Genomic DNA, 20736 nt, shown 5'->3' on the forward strand with positions numbered 1-20736 from the left:
CCTGCGCCCGGTTACAGGTCGCGCGCCAGCCGCGCCATGCGGTTGACGGCGAAGACGAAGTACTCGGGCACGCAGTCCAGGTGGCCCAGCTTGCCGGTGGTGCAGTCGGTCAGCGTCACGTCGCGGCCGCCGGCGGCACGCAGCGCGTCGCGCGCCGATTCGGACGCGGCGTAGGGCACCGTCATGTCCTGCCGGCCGTGGAACAGGTACACCGGCGCTTCAGGCGCCCAGCCCAGGTGCACGCTGTGGTCGCGCGCCAGTAAGTCGCGCTGGTTGGCCATGTAGCGGTCGAGGAACAGCGTCTGGTAGCTCACGTCGCCGTCCTCGGGCACCATCTGGCGCAGCAGCAGGCGGCGCACTTCGTTGCGCACGCTGGTGGGCAGGCGCGACAGCACGCTGGGGTCGAGCAGCGTGCCCAGCACCGACGAGGTGCTGCTCACGCGCGCCAGTTGCTCGTCCAACGTCTTCAGGATGTCGTACGGCCCCGCGCCGGGCACGGCGGCCTGCAGTTGCGTCTTGAGCGCGCCGCCTTCCTGCTGGATCGCGCGGTGCGCGGCCATGGTGGCGTAGCCCCCTTCCGAATAGCCGACCAGGAACAGCTGGCCGTTGCCCACCACCTTTTGCCCCTGGCGCCAGGCCTGCGCGGCGCGCAGCATGTCGATCACCACGCGCGCGGTGGGCGTGGCGACGAGGTAAGGGTGGTCCTGCCCCTTCGACGCGCCGAAACCCACGTAGTCGGGCGACACCACGATGTAGCCCAGCGAGGCCAGCACCTGCGGCGGCTCGTACGGCTCGACCTTGTTGGACGGCGCGTTGGCGTCCAGGAAGGTGGTGGCGTGCTGGTAGCTCAGCACCGGGCTGACGGCGCCGGCCGGCTTGACCGGCACGCTGATCAGGCCGGACACCGGCGTGGTGACGCCGTACTTGTCGGTGCTCAGGTAGGTCAGCCGGTACGCGGCCACGTCGTAGCGCGGTGCCAACGACCCCGGCTGCACGCGGCTGTCGGGCGAAGACAGCGCCGCGTCGATGGCCGCCGCGCTCAGCGTCTTGACGTAGCTGCCCGACAGCAGGCTGCCCGGCATGCCGGCGGCCGGCAGCGGGTCGCCTGGCTCGACCGGCTGGGTCGGGGCGGGCGCGGGTGTTGGAGCAGGCGCGGGTGTTGGAGCAGGCGCGGGTGTTGGAGTAGGCGCCGGTATTGGAGCGGGCGCGGGCGTTGGAGCGGGCGCGGGCGTTGGAGCGGGCGCGGGCGTTGGAGCAGGCGCAGGCGTTGGAGCAGGCGCGGGTGTTGGAGCAGGCGCGGGTATTGGAGCAGGCGCGGGCGTTGGAGCGGGCGCGGGCGTTGGAGCAGGCGCGGGTGTTGGAGCAGGCGCGGGTGTTGGAGCAGGCGCGGGTGTTGGAGCAGGCGCGGGTGTTGGAGCAGGCGCGGGCGTTGGAGCAGGCGCAGGCGCCGCAGGTGTCGTCTGGTAGGAGTCGCTGCTGTCGCCCCCTCCACCGCAGCCAGCCAGCCACACGGCCAGCAGCAAGGGCGCCAGGGTGGCGGCGGTGCGTCGACGAGAAGGGCTGTGCAAGATCATGGCTCCCTGATTTGAGTGGGTGGGCGGCGCTCCGTCTTTTGCTGGCGGACGCCTCAGTCCGGCGCGCATTGTCGGCGGCGGGGCGGCAGCCGGCGGCCACGTGGCGCATCGCGCTGCAAACAACTTCACGCAAACGCGCGCTTTTTTTGCCTTCGGACAGCGCTGCCTGTCGCTCACCGCCGGGAAATGACCACCATCGGTTTCATTCGTAAGCGGTGGGCGGGGCATCACCCTAGAATGAGCCGCATGTCCTCCAACGACGCCACGGTCTATATCGTTGACGACGACGCCAGCGTGCGGGAGGCGCTGGCCTGGCTGCTGCGCTCGCGCCGGCTGTTGTCCGAGGCTTTCGACAGCGCCGAAGCGTTTGATGCCGCGCTGGCGCAAGTGGTTCCCGCCGCGCCGGCCTGCATCCTGCTGGACGTGCGCATGCCGGGCACCAGCGGGCTGGCGCTGTTCGACCGGTTGCTGGAGCGCGGCATCGCGCACGCCTGGCCGGTGATCTTTCTCACCGGCCACGCCAGCGTCGCCACCGCGGTGGACGCGGTCAAGCGCGGCGCATTCGACTTCTGCGAAAAACCCTTTTCCGACAACGCGCTGGTCGACCGCATCGAGCGCGCGCTGGCCACCTCGCGCGAGCGGCTGGCCCAGCTGTCGGTGCAGCGCGCGCTGCACGCCCGGCTGGGCGAACTGACCGAGCGCGAACGTGCCGTGCTGCGCCTGGTGGCCGCCGGCCGCCCCAACAAGCTGATCGCCGACGAACTGGGCATCAGCGTGCGCACCGTGGAAGTGCACCGCGCCCGCGTGTTCGAGAAGATGGACGTGAAGTCGGCCGTCGAGCTGGCGCAGGCACTACAAAAAATAGAGCAATAAGCGCTCACCAGTCAAGCGCTGGCGACCGAATTCAATGCGAATGTCCGGGCGCGCGTCGCGGGTTCGGCACGATGCCTACGGCGGGGGCGGGCCGGACTTGTCACGCGCCGGTGCGGGCGGCTCGGCGGGCCGCGGCGGGGCATCCTGCTGCCCCGGCAGCTCGCCCTTCTTGCGGCCGGCAAACATGGTCCACCACACGATGAGCAGCAGCAGCACCAGCGCCGCCAGCGCTTCCAGCAAAATCAGGGTCATGAAACGACTACTACGGTTTCTGGCATGTGCGGCCATTGTAGGAACGCTGGCCAGCTGCGCGGTCAAGAAGCCGCCGCCCGCGCCCGCGCCGCCGCCCGCGCGCGAAGAGCCGGGCCTGCCCCCACCCGGCCCCGTGGCCGACACCGCGCCCATCGGCCCGGCCATCGAGCGCGCGCGCAGCCGCTGGGTGCCGGTGCGCTGGGCCGAGCTGCCGGGCTTCGAGCAGGACAACACCACCGACGCCTGGAACGCCTGGATCAAGAGCTGCGAGCGCCCCGGCCCCACCTTCGCCCGCCTGTGCAGCGAAGTGCGCCGCCTGTCGCTGGGCAACGTGGAGGAGCAGCGCAACTGGATGAAGGCGCGCCTGCAGCCGTACCGCGTGGAGCCGCTGCCGGGCGCCGGCGCGGCAGCGGCCGAGGGGCTGCTGACCAGCTATTTCGAGCCGGCGTACGACGCGTCGCGCACGGCGCGCGCGGGCTTTGGCGTGCCGCTGTACCGCGCGCCGGCCACGCTGGGCCAGCGCCGGCCCTGGTACACGCGGCAGGAGATGGAAACGCTGCCCGAGGCGCGCGCCCAGCTGGCGGGCACCGAGATCGCCTGGCTGGCCGACCCGCTGGACGCGCTGATCCTGCAGATCCAGGGCTCGGGCCGCGTGCGCCTGACCGAGGCCGACGGCAGCCAGCGCCTGGTGCGGCTGGCCTTTGCCGCCACCAACGACCAGCCCTACCGCAGCCCCGGCAAGTGGCTGATCGACCAAGGCCTGCTGCGCGGCGACGTCACGTGGCCCGGCATCCGCAACGCGCTGGCGGCCAACCCGCAGGTGCTGCAGGGCTTTCTGTGGAGCAACCCGCGCATGGTGTTCTTCCGCGAAGAGGCGTTGAGCCCGCTGGACGCGCAATTCGGCCCCAGGGGCGCGCAGGGCGTGGCGCTGACGCCGGGGCGCTCCATCGCGGTCGATCCGCAAAGCATTCCTTACGGCACGCCGGTGTGGCTGTCATCGCAGGGGCCGGTGGCCAATCTGCAGCGCCTGGTGATGGCGCAGGACACCGGCAGCGCCATCGTCGGCGCCGTGCGGGCCGACTACTTTGCCGGCTGGGGCGCCGAGGCGGGCGAATTCGCCGGCCGCATGAAGCAGCCGCTCAAGCTGTGGGTGCTGTGGCCACGGTGACGCACTCCCCCAGGCTCCACATGCTTCGCATTGTTTCGCCACCCCCCCTCGCTGGGGGCGCACCCACTGGCCGGTGCAAGCCCGGCCACGGGTGCCCTGGCAACGGCGTCGGGGTGGCGGGAGGCTGCGGGGGCAAAGCGCACTCCCGCGTCCTATGCAGCCGCTCGGTGTTTCTCCCTCTCCCTTTGGGAGAGGGTGGGGGGTGAAGGCCGCGCCCGCCCGTCAAGTGAACGCGGCCACCACGCCCCGGCATCTCAAGCCAAAGGCGCTTTCGGCGCTTATCCAGCCAGCGCAAGTAGCTTCTTTTTCAATAGCATCCAAGGCTTTCGTCGCACTCGCCTTGCCCACATTGCTGGCCGCCTGCGCCACCCTGCAAGACGCCCCCCCGCCTGACATTTCTCTGCCCCAATAGCCTGCGCTTCGAGGCGCGGCTGTACCAGGACATGGCGCTGCTCGAAGGTTTGCGCGGCCACGCCGTGCTGGAACGTGCCGCCGACGACAGCGGCGAACCCGCGCTGCTGTACGCCGACGCCACCGTGCGCGCCCGCTTCGGCCTGGGGCTGGACGGCCGGCTGGCGCGCCTGGACTACACCCGCATCCCCGAGCCGGTGTACTGTGAACGCACCGTGAGCGCGCGCCCCGGCGAGCCGCCAGCGGTCAGCGCGTCGAACCGCCCCGGCCCGCGCCCGCCGCCGCCGCGCCCCGACCCCAACGCGCCGATCGAGACCAACATCCACCTGGGTGACGGCCGCAACGGGCCGGGTTGAGCCGCGGCGCATTGCGCCTGGGTTGCATGACGAGCCGCGGCCACTGGCCAGAAAGACCTGCCGTGGCCGTTAACGGCGCAAGAAAAGGCCCGCCAGCGGCGGGCCGTCACCTCATGGCCCGATCGGGTCAGAGCGCGATCACGCCGCCGTCGGTGCGCGTCACCACCACGGTGGCCGAACGCGGGCGCTGGTGGCCGTGGTGCGCGGCATCGCTGGCGGGCGCCTGGTTGCCCGGCCAGTGGCTGCTGAAGGTGTTGGTGGCGAAATCGGCCTTGGCTTCGCCCGGATGCTGCACGTTGAAGAACAGCGTCTTGCCGTCGGGCGTGACCACCACGCCGGTGATCTCGCAGTCGAACGGGCCGACCAGGAAGCGCCGCACCGTGGCGTCGCTGGCCTTGGCGCCCATGAGGGTGGCCTGGCCGTCCCTGGTGGTGGCCTTGCCGCCATCGCCCACCTTGCCCGGCAGCGCGGCCAGCATCATGCAGTTGGTGACGTCGGTGTAGGCGCTGTCGTCGGTCTGGATCCACAGCAGGCCGCCGGCGTTGCCGCTGCGCTGGTCGAAGTACAGGCCGTCGGGGCTGGAGAAGTCGTTCACCGCCGTCAGGCCCGACAGGTTTTCGCTCTGCTTGCCGTCCTCGCGCGCGCCGAACAGGTACACGTCCCACTGGAAGCGGGTGCCGGCCTGGCCGCCTTCTTCCTTCCAGCGGATGATGTGGCCGTTCTGGTTGCCCTTGCGCGGGTTGGCGGCGTCCAGCGGCACCTTGGTGCCGTCGCGCTGCGAGTTGTTGGTCATGGTCATGTAAACCTCGTTGTTCAACGGGTTCACGCCACCCCATTCGGGCCGGTCCATCTTGGTGGCGCCGCGCGAATCGGCGGCCAGGCGGCAGTGGATCAGCACGTCGGCCTGGTCGGCAAACGGGTAGGTCTTGTTGGCGGCGTCGATGCCATGCTTGCCGAAGCTCAGCTCCAGCCATTCACCGGTACCGTCGTTGTTGAACCTGGCGGCGTACAGCGTGCCCTTGTCCAGGTACTTGGCGCCCGCGGCCGCGCCGCCGTTGATGTCCTTCGGGTCCCATTTGGCGTCGGACACGAACTTGAACACGTATTCGTTGCGCGCATCGTCGCCCGAATAGATGACGATCGGCTCGCCCGCCTTGGCCGGTGCCGGCCAGGCACCCTCATGGTTGAAGCGGCCCAGCGCGGTGCGCTTGACCGGCTTGCTGTCGGGGCGGAACGGGTCGATCTCGACCACCCAGCCGAAGGTGTTGAAGATGTTGCGGTAGTCCTGCGGGGCGCTGCCGGCACTGACCTTGCTGTTCCAGCGCTGGTATGACTCGCCATCGGGCGTGTCCCAGCCGTAGGGGTTCTTGCGGCCCTCGGGCAGGCCGTAGCGCTTGAGCGCCACGATCTCGCTCGCGCTGCGCTGGGCGTCGTCGCCGGCGGCGCGGCCGATGACGTTGAGGAAGTTCTCTTCGCAGGTCAGGTAGGTGCCCCAGGGCGTGTAGCCGTTGGCGCAGTTGTTGTTCGTGCCGAAGGCCAGCGTGCCGGTGGGCGACAGCTTGTTCGCCAGCCTGGCGTTGCCGGCGGCGGGACCGCCGAAGGCCATTTCGGTGGCCGAGGTGATGCGGCGGTTGTACCTGGAGCCGCGCACCATCTCCATGTCGTTGCTGCCGCTCTTGCGCTTGACCTCCACCACGCTGGCGCCGTGGGCGCGGATTTCCTTTTCCACTTCCTCGGCGGGGCGCTTGCCGTCCACCGTGGTGCTGCCGGCGGGGTGCAGGCCGTAGGGCGCCACCACGTATTCGTGGTTGACGCACAGCAGCCCGCTGGCCGATGTGCCGGGGTCGAACTTGCCGTCCTTCATGCCGAAGAAGTACATGCCGTCGTGGCCGTCGCCGATGCGGCGGTCGTAGGAATCGGCGGTCTCCGTGCCCTTGTCGCTCCAACTGGAATCGCCGAACTGCATCGGGTCGCCCAGCGCGTGCAGGATGCTGACCTGGTAGCCGGCCGGCACCGTCACGCGGTCGGCGTGGGTCTTGGCAACGGCGGCGAAGCTCAGCGCGGCCGCCTTGGCGGGCGGCGCGTCGTCGTCGTCGCTACCGCCACAGGCCGACAGGCCGAAGCCGCCCAGCAGCGCCGCCGTGGTGGCGCCAATGCCGCCCTTGAGCGCGCTGCGCCGGCTCAGGTGCGCCGCGAGGATGGCATCCATGTGCGGGTTGGGGGAATGGTTGACGATCTCGTTGTCGTCGTACTCGTTGACCGGGGTCGTGTTCATCGGGGCACTCCGTGCTCTGGTTGCGGATCAAGCCCCGGATGGTGCGTCGGCTGTGTGGCACTGGCGTGACAGTCGCGTGGCGCGTCCGCCTGTCGCCCTCAGCGTGGGCGATGCGTCAGGTGCTCCAGCGGCAGCGCGCCGCCAGCCTTGACCTCGCCCAGCGAAAAGCTGGTGTGCATGTCCTTCACATTGGGCAGGTGCAGCAGCACTTCGCGCGCAAAGCGGCTGAACTGCTCCAGGTCGGGCGCCACCACCTGCAGCTCGAACGTGCCGGTGCCGCTGATGTAGTGGCAGCTGGTGATCTCGGGCCGGGCGCGGATCGCCTGTTCGAGCCCGCGCATGCTGGCCGCGCCGATCTGCGCCGCGTCCAGCCTCACGAAGGCCAGCACGCCCAGGCCGATCTTGTGGCGGTTGATTTCCGCCCGGTAGCCGGTGATGAAGCCCGCCGCCTCCAGCGCCCGTACACGGCGCCAGCAAGGCGCGGCCGACAGACCCACGCGCTGCGCCAGCTCGCTGTTGGTCAGGCGCCCATCTTCTTGCAGATGTTGCAGGATGGCGAGGTCATAGGCATCCAATGTTTCCATGATCGCGCCATTTTAGAAAGAATCTTTCCTTTGGCTGCGTGAAAAGGGAACGCAAAGAAAACACTTATCGCGGCAGGCGGCATACACTTTGCGCTCAAATGACAGTGGGCCTGTCCACACGATGGGCCTGCACGCCGCGCAGGCCCAAGAGGCCCCGGCCCCTACAGGAGACAACACGATGAACGCCCCCCCTGCCCGAGCACATCCGCAAGGCGCTTGAAACCGTCACGCTCGACGACAAGTACAGCCTCGACTACGGCCGCGCCTTCATGAGCGGCGTGCAGGCGCTGGTCAAGCTGCCGATGCTGCAGCGCCAGCGCGACGCGCTGGCCGGCAAGAACACGGCGGGCTTCGTCAGCGGTTACCGCGGCTCGCCGCTGGGCGGCTACGACCAGGCGCTGTGGGGCGCACGCAAGCACCTGGAGGCGCAGAACATCGTGTTCCAGCCGGGGGGTGAACGAGGAGCTGGCGGCCACGGCCCTCTGGGGCACGCAGCAGCTGGGTTTTGCGCCGCCCGGCAGCAACAAGTTCGACGGCGTGTTCGGCATCTGGTACGGCAAGGGCCCGGGCGTAGACCGCTGCTCCGACGTGTTCAAGCATGCCAACATGGCGGGCACCACGCCGTGGGGCGGCGTGATGGCGGTGGCCGGTGACGACCACGTGGCCAAGAGCAGCACCGCCGCGCACCAGAGCGACCACATCTTCAAGGCCTGCGGCCTGCCGGTGTTCTTCCCGTCCACGGTGCAGGAAATCCTGGACCTGGGCGTGCACGGTTTTGCCATGAGCCGCTATGCCGGCGTGTGGACCGGCATGAAGACGATCCAGGAGGTGGTTGAATCCAGCGCCACCGCGCTGATCGACCCCGAGCGGGTGCAGATCCAGCTGCCCACCGACTTCCAGATGCCGCCGGGCGGCGTGCACATCCGCTGGCCCGATGCCGCGCTGCCGCAGGAAGAGCGCCTGTTCAACTACAAGTGGTACGCCGCGCTGGCCTATGTGCGCGCCAACCGGCTGAACTACAACGTGATTGAAGGGCCTCATGATCGCTTCGGCATCATCGCCAGCGGCAAGGCCTACAACGACACGCGCCAGGCGCTGCTCGACCTGGGGCTGGACGACGCCACCTGCCGCCACATGGGCATCCGCCTGCACAAGGTCAACGTGGTGTGGCCGCTCGAGGCGCAGATCACGCGCGACTTCGCCACCGGTCTGAAGGAAATCCTGGTGGTGGAAGAAAAGCGCCAGGTCATCGAATACCAGCTGAAGGAGCAGCTTTACAACTGGCGCCCCGACGTGCGCCCCAACGTGCTGGGCAAGTACATCGAGAACGACGGCGCGCCGGGCGGCGAGTGGGCGCGCGCCAACCCGACGTCGGACACGCTGCTGCGCGCCACGGCCGACCTGACGCCTGCGCTGATCGCCCGCGCCATCGCCGCGCGGCTGAAAAAGCTGGACATCGACGCCGACATGACGGCGCGGCTGGACCGGCAACTGGCCATCCTCGACGCGTCGGAGCAGACCATGCAGGTGCTGCAAAGCGCCGGCAGCGGCGCCGACCGCCTGCCGTGGTTCTGCTCGGGCTGCCCGCACAACACCAGCACGCGCGTGCCCGAGGGTTCGCGCGCCATGGCGGGCATCGGCTGCCATTTCATGACGATCTGGATGGACCGCAGCACCGTCGGCTTCACGCAGATGGGCGGCGAGGGCGTGCCGTGGGTCGGGCAGCAGCCGTTCAGCACCGACCAGCACATGTTCGCCAACCTGGGCGACGGCACCTACTACCACAGCGGTTCGCTGGCGGTGCGCCAGGCGGTGACGGCGGGCGTCAACATCACCTACAAGATTCTCTACAACGACGCCGTGGCCATGACCGGCGGCCAGCAGATCGGCGAGCGGCCCGAGGGGTTGTCGGTGATCCAGATCGCGCAGAACATGCGTGCCGAAGGCGCGGCCAAGATCTGCGTGGTGACCGACGAGCCCGAGAAGTACGAAGGCGCGCAGGCCAAGGGTCTGCCCGACGGCATCGAGATCCATCATCGCGACAAGCTCGACGCCATCCAGCGCGAATTCCGCGAGATTCCCGGCACCACGGTCATCATCTACGACCAGACCTGCGCCACCGAAAAGCGCCGCCGCCGCAAGCGCGGCAAGATGGTCGACCCGGCCAAGCGCGTCGTCATCAACGAGCTGGTGTGCGAGGGCTGCGGTGATTGCAGCGTGAAGAGCAACTGCCTCAGCGTCGAGCCGCTGGAGACCGAGTTCGGCCGCAAGCGCACCATCAACCAGAGCACCTGCAACAAGGACTATTCCTGCGTCAACGGCTTCTGCCCCAGCTTCATCACCGTGGAGGGCGGGCAACTCAAGAAAAAGGCCAAGGCCAAGTCGGGCGCCTCACCGTTCGAGCTGGGCGCTGTCCCTGAGCCACGCATCGCCGAGCCGCAACCCGGCGGCGCCTGGGGCATCGTGGTGGCGGGTGTGGGCGGCACCGGCGTCATCACCATCGGCCAGTTGCTGGGCATGGCCGCGCACATGGAAGGCAAGGGCATCGTCACGCAGGACGCGGCGGGCCTGGCGCAAAAGGGTGGCGCCACCTGGAGCCACGTGCTGATCGGCGCCACGCAGGACGACATCCGCACCACCCGGGTGGGCATGGCGGCGGCCGACCTGATCATCGGCTGCGACCCCATCGTGGCCGCCAACAAGGAAACCGTGTTGCGCATGCGCGAAGGGCGCACGCATGTGGCGCTGAATTCGCATGGCACGCCGACGGCGGCGTTCGTCAAGGACAGCGCGTGGCAGAACCCGTCGGAGCGCTGCGCTGCCGACATCGGCCGCGCCGTCGGGCCGTCGGGCCTGTCGATGTTCGACGCCGACGCCGTGGCCAGCCAGTTGATGGGCGACACGCTGTACGTCAACCCGATGCTGCTGGGCTACGCCTGGCAAAAGGGCTGGGTGCCGCTGACGCGCGAATCGCTGATGCGCGCGATTGAGCTGAACAACGTGCAGGTCGAGAACAACAAGACCGCCTTCGAATGGGGTCGTCAGGCCGCGCACGACCGCGCCCGCGTCGAGCGCCTGCTGGCCGGCGCCGGCGGGGCGCAGGTGATCGAGTTCAAGAAGCGCGAAACCATCGAATCCATCATTGCGCGGCGCGTCGAGTTCCTGACCGGCTACCAGAACGCTGCCTATGCGCAGACCTACCGCGACTTCGTGGCGAAGGTGCAGCAGGAAGAGGCCCGGCTGGGGAAGACGGCGCTTTCCGAAGCCGTGGCGCGCTACCTGTTCAAGCTGATGGCCTACAAGGACGAGTACGAAGTGGCGCGCCTGCACAGCGACCCGGCGTTCCTCAAGCGCATCGAGGACATGTTCGAGGGCGACTACACCATCAACTACCACCTCGCGCCGCCCATGACGGCCGACCGCAACGAAAAGGGCGAGATGGTGAAGAAGAAGTACGGCCCATCGATGCTGCGCAACTTCAGGCTGCTGGCCAAACTCAAGGGCCTGCGTGGCGGCGCATTCGACATCTTCGGCAAGACGGAGGAGCGCCAGACCGAGCGCGCGCTGATCCAGCAGTACCGCGCCAGCATCGAGGAAGTGCTGAAGTCGCTGAACGCCGACAACCACGCCACCGCGGTCGACATTGCGCGCATTCCCGACCAGATCAAAGGCTACGGCCACGTGAAGGAGCGCAACCTGAAGGCGGCGCGCGAGCGCTGGAGCGCGCTGATGGCGCAGTATCGCCAGCCGGCAGCGCAGCCGGCGCGTCAGATCGCCTGATCTGCCCGTGCGGGTCGCGGCCGCGGCGCACAACGTTCCGTGGTGGTGCCGGATCCATAGGGGGCTGAGCAGCAATCCGAGGTGCCCCCCTAATCGACCAGTCCAGGCGGGCTGGAAATTGGCCCGGCCTGGGACGGGTTTTCGGCGGCAGGCCTGCCTAACTACAATACGCAGTTACCCGCGCGTCCACTGGGGCGCGCGCCGCACACAGTGGGCGGGTGCCTTCCATGAGCCCCCGCCTGTTGACCCGACCCCCATTTTCAGGAATCCGCCGTGTTCATTTCCAGCGCTTTCGCCCAAGCCGCCCCCGCTGCCGCCCCTGCCGGTGACATGAGTTCATCGCTGATGAGCATGCTGCCTTTGCTGCTCATGTTCGTGGTGCTGTATTTCATCATGATCCGTCCGCAGATGAAGAAGCAGAAGGAGCATCGCGCCATGATCGACGCCCTGGCCAAGGGCGACGAAGTCGTCACGGCGGGTGGTCTGCTGGGCAAGGTGACTTCGCTGTCCGACACCAGCCTCGGCCTGCAGGTGGCCAATGGTGTCGAGGTGCAGATGCAGCGCAGCGCCGTGGTGCAGGTGCTGCCCAAGGGAACCATCAAGTAAGCGCCGACTCGCATCGGGGCGGTTCACGCCTTCGCTGCCCCGCTGTCTTCAATTCGTTCCGCCATGAACCGCTACCCCGTCTGGAAATACATCGTCATCCTCATCACGCTGGTGGTGGCGGCGATCTACACCTTGCCCAACTTCTTTGGCGAGTCGCCCGCGGTGCAGGTGTCGGCCGGCAAGGCGACCACGCGGGTGGATAACGAGACCCTGTCGCGGGTTGAAAGCGCGCTGAAGACCGCCAATGTGACGCCGCAGCGCCTGACATTGGAGGGCCATTCCGTCTGGGCGCGCTTCGATTCGCCGGACATCCAGCTCAAGGCCAAGGACGCCATCGAGCGTGCGCTGAACCCCGATGCGGCCGATCCGTCGCACATCGTGGCGCTGAACCTGGTGCCGCGTTCGCCCGCGTGGCTGGCCGCGCTCAACGCCAAGCCGATGTACCTGGGCCTTGACCTGCGTGGCGGCGTGCACTTCATGCTGCAGGTGGATATGCGCACCGCCATCACCAAGCGCCTGGACACGCTGGCCAACGACATCCGCGTGTCCCTGCGCGAGAAGGATGTGCGCCACGGCGGCATCAGCCGCGAGGGCAACAGCATCGACATCCGCGCGCGCGATGCCGCCACGCTGGAGGCCGCCCGTCGCGTCATCGTCGACACCATGCCCGACCTGCAGGTCGAGCAGACGGCCGACGCCGAGCCGCGCCTGGTGGCCACCTTCAAGCCGCAGGCGCTGCAAAAGGTGCAGACCGACGCCGTCAAGCAGAACATCACCACGCTGCACAACCGCGTCAACGAACTCGGCGTGGCTGAGCCGGTGATCCAGCAGCAGGGCGCCGACCGTGTGGTGGTCCAGTTGCCCGGCGTGCAGGACACGGCCAAGGCCAAGGACATCCTGGGTCGCACCGCCACGCTGGAGATGCGCCTGGTCGACGAAAGCGCCGAGGGCCGCGCCGCCGAAGCGGGTGGCCCGGTGCCATTTGGTTCGGAGAAATTCCTGGAGCGCGATGGCCGCCCGGTCATCGTCAAGCGCCAGGTCATCCTGACCGGCGACAGCCTGACCGATGCGCAGCCCGGTTTTGACCAGCAGACGCAGCAGCCCAAGGTCGACCTGACGGTGGACGCCAAGGGCGGCCGCGTGATGCGCGACGTCAGCCGCGAGAACCTGAAGAAGCGCATGGCCATCGTGCTGTTCGAAAAGGGCAAGGGCGAGGTGCTGACCGCGCCGGTGATCCAGGCCGAACTGGGCACGCGCTTCCAGATCTCGGGCTCGATGACCACCGTGGAGGCCAATGACCTGGCGCTGCTGCTGCGCGCCGGCTCGCTGGCGGCGCCGATGGAGATCATCGAGGAGCGCACCATCGGCCCCAGCCTGGGCGCCGAGAACATCAGCAAGGGCTTCCACAGCGTGACCTGGGGCTTCCTGGCCATCGTGGTGTTCATGGTCATCTATTACCACCTGTTCGGCATGTTCTCGGCCATCGCGCTGTCGTTCAACCTGCTGCTGCTGGTGGCCATCCTGTCCATGCTGCAGGCCACGCTGACGCTGCCCGGCATCGCGGCCGTGGCGCTGACGCTCGGCATGGCGATCGACGCCAACGTGCTGATCAACGAACGCATCCGCGAGGAGCTGCGCGGCGGTGCCTCGCCGCAGGCGGCCATCCACGCCGGCTACGACCGTGCGTGGGCCACCATCCTTGACTCCAACGTCACGTCGCTGATCGCCGGCCTGGCGCTGCTGGCCTTTGGTTCCGGCCCGGTGCGAGGCTTCGCGGTGGTGCACTGCATCGGCATCCTGACGTCCATGTTCTCGGCCGTGTTCTTCTCGCGCGGGCTGGTGAACTTCTGGTACGGGCGGCAGAAGAAACTCAAGACGGTGTCGATCGGCACCGTGTGGCGCCCTGCCCCCGAGGCGGTGGCGGACAAACAGGCCTGATCGGGAGCGATGCACATGGAATTCTTAGTTTCGGCATCACATGCGCTTCGCGCAGATGTGAGCCTGCACTGAAAACTCCACCTCAAGAATAGGACAGTCAGATGGAGTTTTTCAAGATCGGGCGTGACATCCCCTTCATGCGCTATGCGTTGGTGTTCAACGTCATATCGATCGCCACCTTCGTGCTGGCGGTGTTCTTCCTCATCACGCGCGGGTTGCACCTGTCGGTCGAATTCACCGGCGGCACGGTGATGGAGGTCAGCTACAGCCAGGCGGCCGACCTCGGCAAGGTGCGCGGCACCGTGGCGTCGCTCGGCTATGGCGACGTGCAGGTGCAGAACTTCGGCACCGCACGCGACGTGCTGATCCGCCTGCCGGTGCAGCAAGGCAAGACGTCGGCCCAGCAAAGCGAGCAGGTGCTGCAGGCGCTGAAGGCCGCCACGCCCGACGTGCAGTTGCGGCGCACCGAATTCGTCGGTCCGCAAGTGGGGCAAGAGCTGACGACCGACGGCCTGAAGGCGCTGGCCTTCGTGGTCATCGGCATCATGATCTACCTGTCGATGCGCTTCGAGTGGAAATACGCCGTGGCCGGCATCATTGCCAACCTGCACGACGTGATCATCATCATGGGCTTCTTCGCCTTTTTCCAGTGGGAGTTCTCGCTCTCGGTGCTGGCGGCGATCCTGGCGGTGCTGGGCTATTCGGTGAACGAGTCGGTGGTCATCTTCGACCGCATCCGCGAAAACTTCCGGCGCTACCGCAAGATGAGCACGGTGGAGATCATCAACAACTCGATCACCGCCAACATCAGCCGCACCATCATCACGCACGGCTCGACCCAGGTCATGGTGCTGTCGATGCTGCTGTTCGGCGGCGAGACGCTGCACTACTTCTCCGTGGCGCTGACGATTGGTATCCTGTTCGGCATCTATTCGTCGGTGTTCGTGGCCGCCGCCATCGCCATGTGGCTGGGGATCAAGCGCGAAGACCTGGTCAAGGGCGGCCGCAAGGAGCACGACGCCAGCGACCCGAATTCCGGCGCCGTCGTCTAGGGCCTGTTCACGCTTGTTCCCTCCGGGTTGCGATCAAATAGGCCATCGTCGGTGTTGCCATCACCTATCTTGGCGAGTGGCCTTTTTGACTCGCAATATGGTCATAGCGCCACCCGCACGGCGCTCGAAAAGCTCAACGCCCAGCCCGACCAGTTGCTACATTAAATGTAGCTACCGGCGCAGTCTGGGCAGGCGCAGCGGGGCGAAACCTTCAGTGCGCCACGCGGCGGCCGGCGTCGTCGCACAACTCGTCCAGCACCAGTGCCCCGGGGCTGGCGCCCATGCGCCAGTACACCATCATCACGATGATCTTCAGGTCGCCCAGCGCCATGGGTTCGTCCGAGGCGGCCAGTGCGCGCTCGATCACCAGCTCGCGCAACTCGGGCGACAGCGCGCCAGCTTCTTCCAGGAACATCAGGCAGGCGATGCCTTCGCGGCCCAGATGGGCCATCTCGCGCGGGCTGTAGATGCGCAGGCTGCCGGGCGCGGCTGGCCAGGTCGCAGCGGGCGCGTCCGGTGTCTGCGGCACATGGATGCCGCCGGCCGCGCAATCCAGGCCGTCCAGCCACTGCAGCGCCTGCTGGATGTCGCTGCGCTCGAAGCCCGCGCTCGACAGGCGCCGGCCCAGCTGATGGCGGTCGGGGCTGTCGCCGCCGCCACCGTAGTTCTCGTACACGTACACCAGCACTTCGTACATCGGGTCAATATAGCACCTGGCCCGTGCCCGGAAGGGCTGAACTGCGGCGCGGACGGGGTACCGTCAGCCCCGCGCGTGCGCTGCGCGCGGCACACGCCGTGCGGCTGCACGTGTCACGCGCTGCCCAGCCGCTGAAACAGGCCGCCCGGCAGCCGGCCCACGCGACCGTCGAGTTCCAGCGTCAGCAGGCCCGCCTGCAGCGTCGCCGTGTCCAGCCCGGTGCGGGCCAGCAGCGCGTCCAGGCTGACGGGGTCGGCGCCCAGGGCCTGCAGCAGCTCGTCTTCATGGCTTGTGTCGGCACTGTGCGCAGTCTGTACGCCGTCTGATGCTTCAATAGTGATAGCGTTGACGGTGCCCGGCCAGCGCAATTCTTCCAGCACATCCTGCGCCGTTTCGACCAGCTTGGCGCCCTGGCGAATCAGCGCATGGCAGCCGCGCGACTGCGGGCTGTGGATGGAGCCGGGAATTGCGAACACCTCCTTGCCTTGCTCCACCGCCAGTCGCCCGGTGATGAGCGAGCCGGACTGCAACGCGGCCTCGACCACCAGCGTGCCCTGGCTCAAGCCGGCGATCAGGCGGTTGCGTTTGGGAAAGTTGGGTGGCAGCGGCGGCGTGCCCAGCGGGTATTCGCTGACGATCACGCCGCGCGCCGCGATGCGGTGCGCCAGGTCGAGGTGCTGGCGCGGGTAGACGCGGTCAATGCCGGTGCCGACCACGGCGACGGTGGCGAGCAGGTCGGCGCTGGCGCCGTCCAGCGCGCCTTCGTGCGCCGCGCCGTCGATGCCCAAGGCCAGGCCCGACACCACCGTCACGCCGCTCGCCGCCAGGGCGCGCGCGAACTGGCGCGCATTTTGCGCCCCTTGCGGCGTGGGGTTGCGGCTGCCGACCATGGCCAACGCGCGGTGGGGCCAATGTGGCGCACCGGCGCTGCCCGGCACCTGGCCCATGGCATACAGCAGGCACGGCGGGTCTTCGGTGGCGAGCAGCGGCGCGGGATACGCGGCGTCGCCCAGCGTGATGACGCGCCGCGCCACGCCGGCCTGCGCCGCGTCCAGCCAGTCGAGCGTGGCGCGCAGTTGCGCCGCCAGCGTGTCGGGCGGCTGCGCCAGGGCGCTGGCTTGCGCGGGCGTCAGCAACTGGCGCAGGGCGGTGGACGGCTGGTCGAAGATGGCCTGCGGCAGTCCAAAGGCCGCCAGCAGGCGGCGTGCGGCGTCGTTGCCGATGCCCGGCGTCAACGTCAGGCGCAGCCAGGCTTGCAGTTCAACGGGGTCCATGCGCGGCGGGTTCAGGCAAGGTCATGCAGGATTCTGACCCGCATGCCGGCGCCGTGCCCTGTCCTGAAAACGACGGGCGAAAGCGGCGTCCGCCGCTCAAGGCAAGGTCGTGGGGTTCATCATCTTGTCCCCCACCTGCACCGGGTTGGTGATCTGCATCACCAGCGCGTACGACACGCGCTCGAACGGGCGGAACACCATGGCCAGGCCGTTGCGCTCGTCGGGCAGGCGCATCACGGGGCGCGACTTGTCGGTCTTGTCCACCAGCTGCGGGCCGGTCGACATCACTGCCAGCACGTGGCCGCTTTCCACACCATCGCGCAGGCCCTTGTTGATGACGACGATCTGGTTCTGGCCCACGAAGCGCACCGCGTTGCCATGCACCGACACCACGCGCGCGTCGATCGGCAGGTCGGGCGCGTGCGGCACGTAGTTGCGGTATTCGCGCGGCGGTTCGGGCAGCAGGCGGTCGCCCGCCTTCATCTCTTCCTTGCTGCTGACCACGTCAATGGTGGCCGGCACCGGCGTGGGCCGGGGCGTGCTGCTGGAGCCGATGCGCCAGGCGGAAGGCACGATGTCGTCCACCTCGCTCTCGCCCCGCACCAGCGCGGCCTGGCCGACGTACTGGCCTTCGTAGCCCAGGATTTCGCCGCTCACCGGGTCTTTCAGCGCGGTGGCGGTGCGGAACACGCGGAAGTCGGTGGGCAGGCCGGGCGCCTTCAGCAGCGGCGCATCGGCCGGCCCGCGCACGTAGGCGCGGTCACCCTTGGCCACCAGCACGCGGCTCTGGTTGGCCAGCGCCACGATGCGTGGTGCGCGCTGGAAGGTGTCGTCGTCCACCACCAGCGGTTCGGCCAGGAAGGGCTCGATCAGGTGCGGCTCCAGCGTGGGCAGCGGGCCGGTGCCCAGCACCTCGACCCGGTTGCGCGGCGACACGCGCACCGTCTGGCCCACCTGGCCTTCGCCCGAGCGGCGCGCGCGCAGGTAGGCGCGGTCGCCCACGCGTTCCAGGTACAGCTGCTGGCCGGGGTAGATGAGGTGCGGGTTGCGGATGTCCTGCAGGTTCATGCCCCACAGCTCGGGCCAGCGCCAGGGCGACTGCAGAAACACACCGGCAATGCGCCACAGCGTGTCGCCGCGGCGCACCGTGTGTTCCTCGGGCGCGTTGGGCGCCAGCGCGGACAGCGGCACGCCTTGGGCCGCCACCTGCTGCGCCGTGGCGCGCTGCTGCGGCAGCACGGGGCGGCTGGCGGCCGATTGGGCATAAGCCGGCGACGCGTTCGACAGCGCAAGCACCAGCAGCCCGAGCGGCAAGACCGGTGCGCGCGAGGCGACTGTAGAAATTAGTTTCATTTTGATAAGTAAGCGTACACGTTGCAACAGGTTCTTACTTTGCAAGCATTGCACATTCTGCTTTCGCGCCCCCGATACGGCAATCCATTCCCCCTGAGTGCCCTGCGCGAAAGTGCAAAAGTGGCGAAAATACCCACATCCTGATCCCGCAATCCATGGCCCTGCTACCCATTCTTCGATATCCCGACGCGCGCCTGCACAAGGTGGCGCGGCCCGTGGCCGCGTTCGACGCGCGGCTGCGCCAGCTGGTGGCCGACATGTTCGACACCATGTACGAAGCCAAGGGCATCGGCCTGGCCGCCACGCAGGTGGACGTGCACGAGCGCCTGATCGTGATCGACGTGTCGGAAGAGCGCGACCAGCGCCTGGTGCTGATCAACCCCGAACTCACCTGGACCAGCGACGAGCGCATCCGGGGCGACGAAGGCTGCCTGTCGGTGCCCGGCATCTACGACGGCGTGGAGCGCGCCGAGCGCGTGCGCGTGCGCGCGTTCGACGAACATGGCCAGCCGCACGAGATCGAGGCCGACGGCCTGCTGGCGGTCTGCATCCAGCACGAAATGGACCACCTGGTCGGCAAGGTGTTTGTCGAATACCTGTCGCCGCTCAAGCAGGGGCGCATCAAGACCAAACTGCTCAAGTCGGAGCGCCAGGACAAGGCGGACAAGGCCCGGGAGCTGGCTTGACCGCGCGGCGCGCCGGTGCCGCCGTGCGCCTGACGGCCCGCCTGCTGGCGCTGGGCCTGGCCGCGTGGCTTGGCGGCTGCGCCCTGCTGGCCGAGCCCGGACGCGTGGCCCCCGGCACGCCGCAGGCGGCGGTCGTGCAATACCTGGGGCCGCCCACCGCGCGCTACCCGGCAGCGGGCGGCGCGGGCGAGCGCCTGCAATACACCTACCAGCCGGCCGGCCAGCGCGTGTTCAACATCGACCTGGACGCCCAGGGCCGCGTGGCGCGCGTCGAGCAGGCGCTGTCCGAAGCCTTGTTCCCCGAGCGCATCCGGCCCGACCACTGGACGCGTGCCGACGTGCTGCGCGAATACGGCCCGCCCGCGCGGGTGGTGGGCGTGCACAACTTCGACGGCGACATCTGGCTGTGGCGCTACGCCGACGGCCCGGTCTGGCGCCTGCTGCACATCGACATCGACCGCAGCGGCGTGGTGCGCGGCTGGTCCAGCGGCGACGAGCCGCTGCCAGACGTGCCGGATACCCGATGAAGCACCCCCTGAGTCGCCTGCGGCGCCTTTCCCCTCTTCTGAGGGAGGGGGACCACGCCGGTGGCCGGCGCAGGTCCGGCCACGGCGTGCCCCGCGTGGCTTGCGATGCGACGACCGGCGTGTGCCGGACGCGGTGTTCAGCGCCGATGGACGCCTGAATATCTATCGAAACCTCCTCTGGCGCTTGCGCAGTCAGCGCAGACAGCTATTAAAAAATGAGCATGAAAGTCGCCTTTGCCGGCACCCCCGAATTTGCCCGCGTGGCGCTGCAGCAGTTACTGGCCGCGGGTTTCAGTGTGCCGCTGGTGCTGACCCAGCCCGACCGGCCCGCCGGCCGCGGCATGAAGCCGCAGGCTTCGCCGGTCAAGCAATTGGCGCAGGCGCACGGTATTGCCGTGGCGCAGCCCATCAGCCTGCGGCTCGACGGCAAGTACCCGGATGACGCCGCCGCCGCGCGCGCCGCCCTGGAAGCCGCCCAGCCCGACGTGATGGTGGTCGCCGCCTACGGGCTGATCCTGCCGCAGTGGGTGCTGGATGACATGAGCGCCGCGCGGCCGTCCGAAGGCACGAAGGCCCCCTCGGGGGGGCAGCGCAACAGGCGCAGCCGTGGCGCGTGGGGGGCCAGGGTTCGCGCCTGGGCTGCCTGAACATCCACGCCTCGCTGCTGCCGCGTTGGCGCGGCGCGGCGCCCATTCACCGCGCCATCGAGGCGGGCGATGCCGAGACAGGTGTCACCATCATGCAGATGGACGCCGGCCTTGACACCGGCGACATGCTGCTGGCCGAACGCCTGCCCATCGGCCCGCACGCCACCACCGCCACGCTGCACGATGAACTGGCCGCGCTGGGCGGCCGCCTGATCGTGGAGGCGCTGGAGCTGGCCGCTTGCGGCGGCCTGAGCGCCACCCCGCAGCCCGCCGACGGCGTGACCTACGCGCACAAGATCGAGAAGCACGAAGCCGCCATCGACTGGCGCCAGCCCGCCGCCGTGATCGAGCGCCGCATCCGCGCGTTCGACCCGTTTCCGGGCGCCAGCAGCAGCGTCGACGGCGAAACGGTGAAGCTGTGGCACTCTGAAATAGATAGCGCTCTACCCGCTCCTGATCAGCGCCCAGGCCAGATTCTGTCGGTCAACGAGCAGGGCGTGCGCGTGGCCTGCGGCGAGGGCGTGCTGCGCCTGACGCAACTGCAGCGCGCGGGCGGCAAGCGCCTGCCGGCGCAGGACTTCCTGCGCGGCTTTGCGCTGCGCGCCGGCCAGGTGTTCGGCGCCGCGCCGGCGGAAGGCGCCGCGCCGTGAACATGCCGCTGCCGCCCGAGCCGCCGGGCGATC

General features: G+C 68.7%; 15 protein-coding genes and 3 pseudogenes. 11 read left to right on the forward strand and 7 right to left on the reverse strand.

Annotated features, from left to right (window positions below):
- Nucleotides 1–11: 11 nt before the first annotated feature.
- Entirely contained in the window at nucleotides 12–1082 is a 1071-nt protein-coding gene (locus R0D99_RS00875; protein ID WP_317749548.1) for an alpha/beta hydrolase family protein, read from the reverse strand.
- A 738-nt stretch (nucleotides 1083–1820) separates the two neighbouring features.
- On the opposite strand from R0D99_RS00875, the gene R0D99_RS00880 reads away from it, so the two are divergent.
- A complete protein-coding gene (locus R0D99_RS00880) occupies nucleotides 1821–2447 on the forward strand; it encodes a response regulator transcription factor (RefSeq protein ID WP_416365953.1) in 627 nt (208 codons plus the stop codon).
- Nucleotides 2448–2522: 75 nt separating this feature from the next.
- On the opposite strand, the gene R0D99_RS00885 is transcribed toward R0D99_RS00880, so the two are convergent.
- Nucleotides 2523–2699: a hypothetical protein gene (locus R0D99_RS00885; RefSeq protein WP_317749550.1), complete on the reverse strand. Its 177-nt coding sequence runs from the start codon at nucleotides 2697–2699 to the stop codon at nucleotides 2523–2525.
- Here R0D99_RS00885 and R0D99_RS00890 point away from each other — a divergent pair.
- Both R0D99_RS00890 and R0D99_RS00895 read left to right on the forward strand, forming a co-directional pair.
- Entirely contained in the window at nucleotides 2632–3867 is a 1236-nt protein-coding gene (locus R0D99_RS00890; protein ID WP_317749551.1) for a murein transglycosylase A, read from the forward strand. The genes R0D99_RS00885 and R0D99_RS00890 overlap by 68 nt on opposite strands.
- A gap of 443 nt (nucleotides 3868–4310) precedes the next feature.
- Entirely contained in the window at nucleotides 4311–4634 is a 324-nt protein-coding gene (locus R0D99_RS00895) for a hypothetical protein (protein WP_317749552.1), read from the forward strand.
- Nucleotides 4635–4761: 127 nt separating this feature from the next.
- Here the strand turns inward: R0D99_RS00895 and R0D99_RS00900 are convergent, their stop codons facing one another.
- Both R0D99_RS00900 and R0D99_RS00905 read right to left on the reverse strand, forming a co-directional pair.
- Nucleotides 4762–6909, reverse strand: a complete 2148-nt coding sequence (locus R0D99_RS00900; protein ID WP_317749553.1) for a PhoX family phosphatase — start codon at nucleotides 6907–6909, stop codon at nucleotides 4762–4764.
- Between the two features lie 98 nt (nucleotides 6910–7007).
- A complete protein-coding gene (locus R0D99_RS00905; RefSeq protein WP_317749554.1) occupies nucleotides 7008–7493 on the reverse strand; it encodes an Lrp/AsnC family transcriptional regulator in 486 nt (161 codons plus the stop codon).
- Between the two features lie 191 nt (nucleotides 7494–7684).
- On the opposite strand from R0D99_RS00905, the pseudogene R0D99_RS00910 reads away from it, so the two are divergent.
- From R0D99_RS00910 to secF, 4 genes and pseudogenes are all read left to right on the forward strand, one after another.
- Nucleotides 7685–11273: pseudogene (locus R0D99_RS00910) on the forward strand (indolepyruvate ferredoxin oxidoreductase family protein).
- Nucleotides 11274–11546: 273 nt separating this feature from the next.
- Nucleotides 11547–11879 carry a preprotein translocase subunit YajC gene (yajC, locus tag R0D99_RS00915; RefSeq protein ID WP_317749555.1) on the forward strand — a complete coding sequence of 111 codons (333 nt, stop codon included), beginning with the start codon at nucleotides 11547–11549 and terminating at the stop codon, nucleotides 11877–11879.
- Between the two features lie 63 nt (nucleotides 11880–11942).
- A complete protein-coding gene (gene secD, locus R0D99_RS00920) occupies nucleotides 11943–13817 on the forward strand; it encodes a protein translocase subunit SecD (protein ID WP_317749556.1) in 1875 nt (624 codons plus the stop codon).
- 101 nt (nucleotides 13818–13918) lie between these two features.
- Complete coding sequence (secF, locus tag R0D99_RS00925) at nucleotides 13919–14869, forward strand: protein translocase subunit SecF (RefSeq protein ID WP_317749557.1); 951 nt, start codon at nucleotides 13919–13921, stop codon at nucleotides 14867–14869.
- Nucleotides 14870–15080: 211 nt separating this feature from the next.
- Here secF and R0D99_RS00930 read toward each other — a convergent pair whose 3' ends face one another.
- The 3 genes from R0D99_RS00930 to R0D99_RS00940 all read right to left on the reverse strand — a co-directional run bounded on the left by R0D99_RS00930 (nucleotide 15081) and on the right by R0D99_RS00940 (nucleotide 18193).
- Nucleotides 15081–15566 (reverse strand): DUF494 domain-containing protein, encoded by a 486-nt coding sequence (locus R0D99_RS00930; protein ID WP_317749558.1) that lies wholly within the window; start codon nucleotides 15564–15566, stop codon nucleotides 15081–15083.
- A gap of 113 nt (nucleotides 15567–15679) precedes the next feature.
- Nucleotides 15680–16840: a DNA-processing protein DprA gene (gene dprA / locus R0D99_RS00935; protein WP_317749559.1), complete on the reverse strand. Its 1161-nt coding sequence runs from the start codon at nucleotides 16838–16840 to the stop codon at nucleotides 15680–15682.
- A gap of 96 nt (nucleotides 16841–16936) precedes the next feature.
- Complete coding sequence (locus R0D99_RS00940) at nucleotides 16937–18193, reverse strand: LysM peptidoglycan-binding domain-containing protein (protein ID WP_317749560.1); 1257 nt, start codon at nucleotides 18191–18193, stop codon at nucleotides 16937–16939.
- A gap of 155 nt (nucleotides 18194–18348) precedes the next feature.
- Between R0D99_RS00940 and def the strand changes: the two genes are divergently transcribed.
- From def to fmt, 4 genes and pseudogenes are all read left to right on the forward strand, one after another.
- On the forward strand, nucleotides 18349–18879 hold the full coding sequence (gene def, locus R0D99_RS00945; protein ID WP_317749561.1) for a peptide deformylase: 531 nt from the start codon (nucleotides 18349–18351) through the stop codon (nucleotides 18877–18879).
- Entirely contained in the window at nucleotides 18876–19406 is a 531-nt protein-coding gene (locus R0D99_RS00950) for a hypothetical protein (RefSeq protein ID WP_317749562.1), read from the forward strand. Before def ends, R0D99_RS00950 begins: the two co-directional genes overlap by 4 nt.
- 221 nt (nucleotides 19407–19627) lie before the next feature.
- Nucleotides 19628–19942, forward strand: a pseudogene (locus tag R0D99_RS17245) (methionyl-tRNA formyltransferase); the annotation flags it as partial.
- Between the two features lie 95 nt (nucleotides 19943–20037).
- Nucleotides 20038–20703: pseudogene (gene fmt, locus R0D99_RS17250) on the forward strand (methionyl-tRNA formyltransferase); the annotation flags it as partial.
- Nucleotides 20704–20736: the final 33 nt, after the last annotated feature.

The organism is Ottowia sp. SB7-C50 (assembly GCF_033110285.1).
In the GTDB taxonomy this organism is placed as follows: Bacteria; Pseudomonadota; Gammaproteobacteria; order Burkholderiales; family Burkholderiaceae_C; genus Ottowia.

Coding starts and splice junctions, on each gene's coding strand:
- R0D99_RS00905 (WP_317749554.1), bottom strand. CDS start 7,493: ATGGAAACATTGGATGCCTATGACCTCGCCATCCTGCAACATCTGCAA.
- def (WP_317749561.1), top strand. CDS start 18,349: ATGGCCCTGCTACCCATTCTTCGATATCCCGACGCGCGCCTGCACAAG.
- R0D99_RS00940 (WP_317749560.1), bottom strand. CDS start 18,193: ATGAAACTAATTTCTACAGTCGCCTCGCGCGCACCGGTCTTGCCGCTC.
- secD (WP_317749556.1), top strand. CDS start 11,943: ATGAACCGCTACCCCGTCTGGAAATACATCGTCATCCTCATCACGCTG.
- secF (WP_317749557.1), top strand. CDS start 13,919: ATGGAGTTTTTCAAGATCGGGCGTGACATCCCCTTCATGCGCTATGCG.
- R0D99_RS00900 (WP_317749553.1), bottom strand. CDS start 6,909: ATGAACACGACCCCGGTCAACGAGTACGACGACAACGAGATCGTCAAC.
- dprA (WP_317749559.1), bottom strand. CDS start 16,840: ATGGACCCCGTTGAACTGCAAGCCTGGCTGCGCCTGACGTTGACGCCG.
- R0D99_RS00890 (WP_317749551.1), top strand. CDS start 2,632: ATGGTCCACCACACGATGAGCAGCAGCAGCACCAGCGCCGCCAGCGCT.
- R0D99_RS00895 (WP_317749552.1), top strand. CDS start 4,311: ATGGCGCTGCTCGAAGGTTTGCGCGGCCACGCCGTGCTGGAACGTGCC.
- R0D99_RS00885 (WP_317749550.1), bottom strand. CDS start 2,699: ATGACCCTGATTTTGCTGGAAGCGCTGGCGGCGCTGGTGCTGCTGCTG.
- R0D99_RS00880 (WP_416365953.1), top strand. CDS start 1,821: ATGTCCTCCAACGACGCCACGGTCTATATCGTTGACGACGACGCCAGC.
- R0D99_RS00930 (WP_317749558.1), bottom strand. CDS start 15,566: ATGTACGAAGTGCTGGTGTACGTGTACGAGAACTACGGTGGCGGCGGC.
- R0D99_RS00875 (WP_317749548.1), bottom strand. CDS start 1,082: ATGCCGGGCAGCCTGCTGTCGGGCAGCTACGTCAAGACGCTGAGCGCG.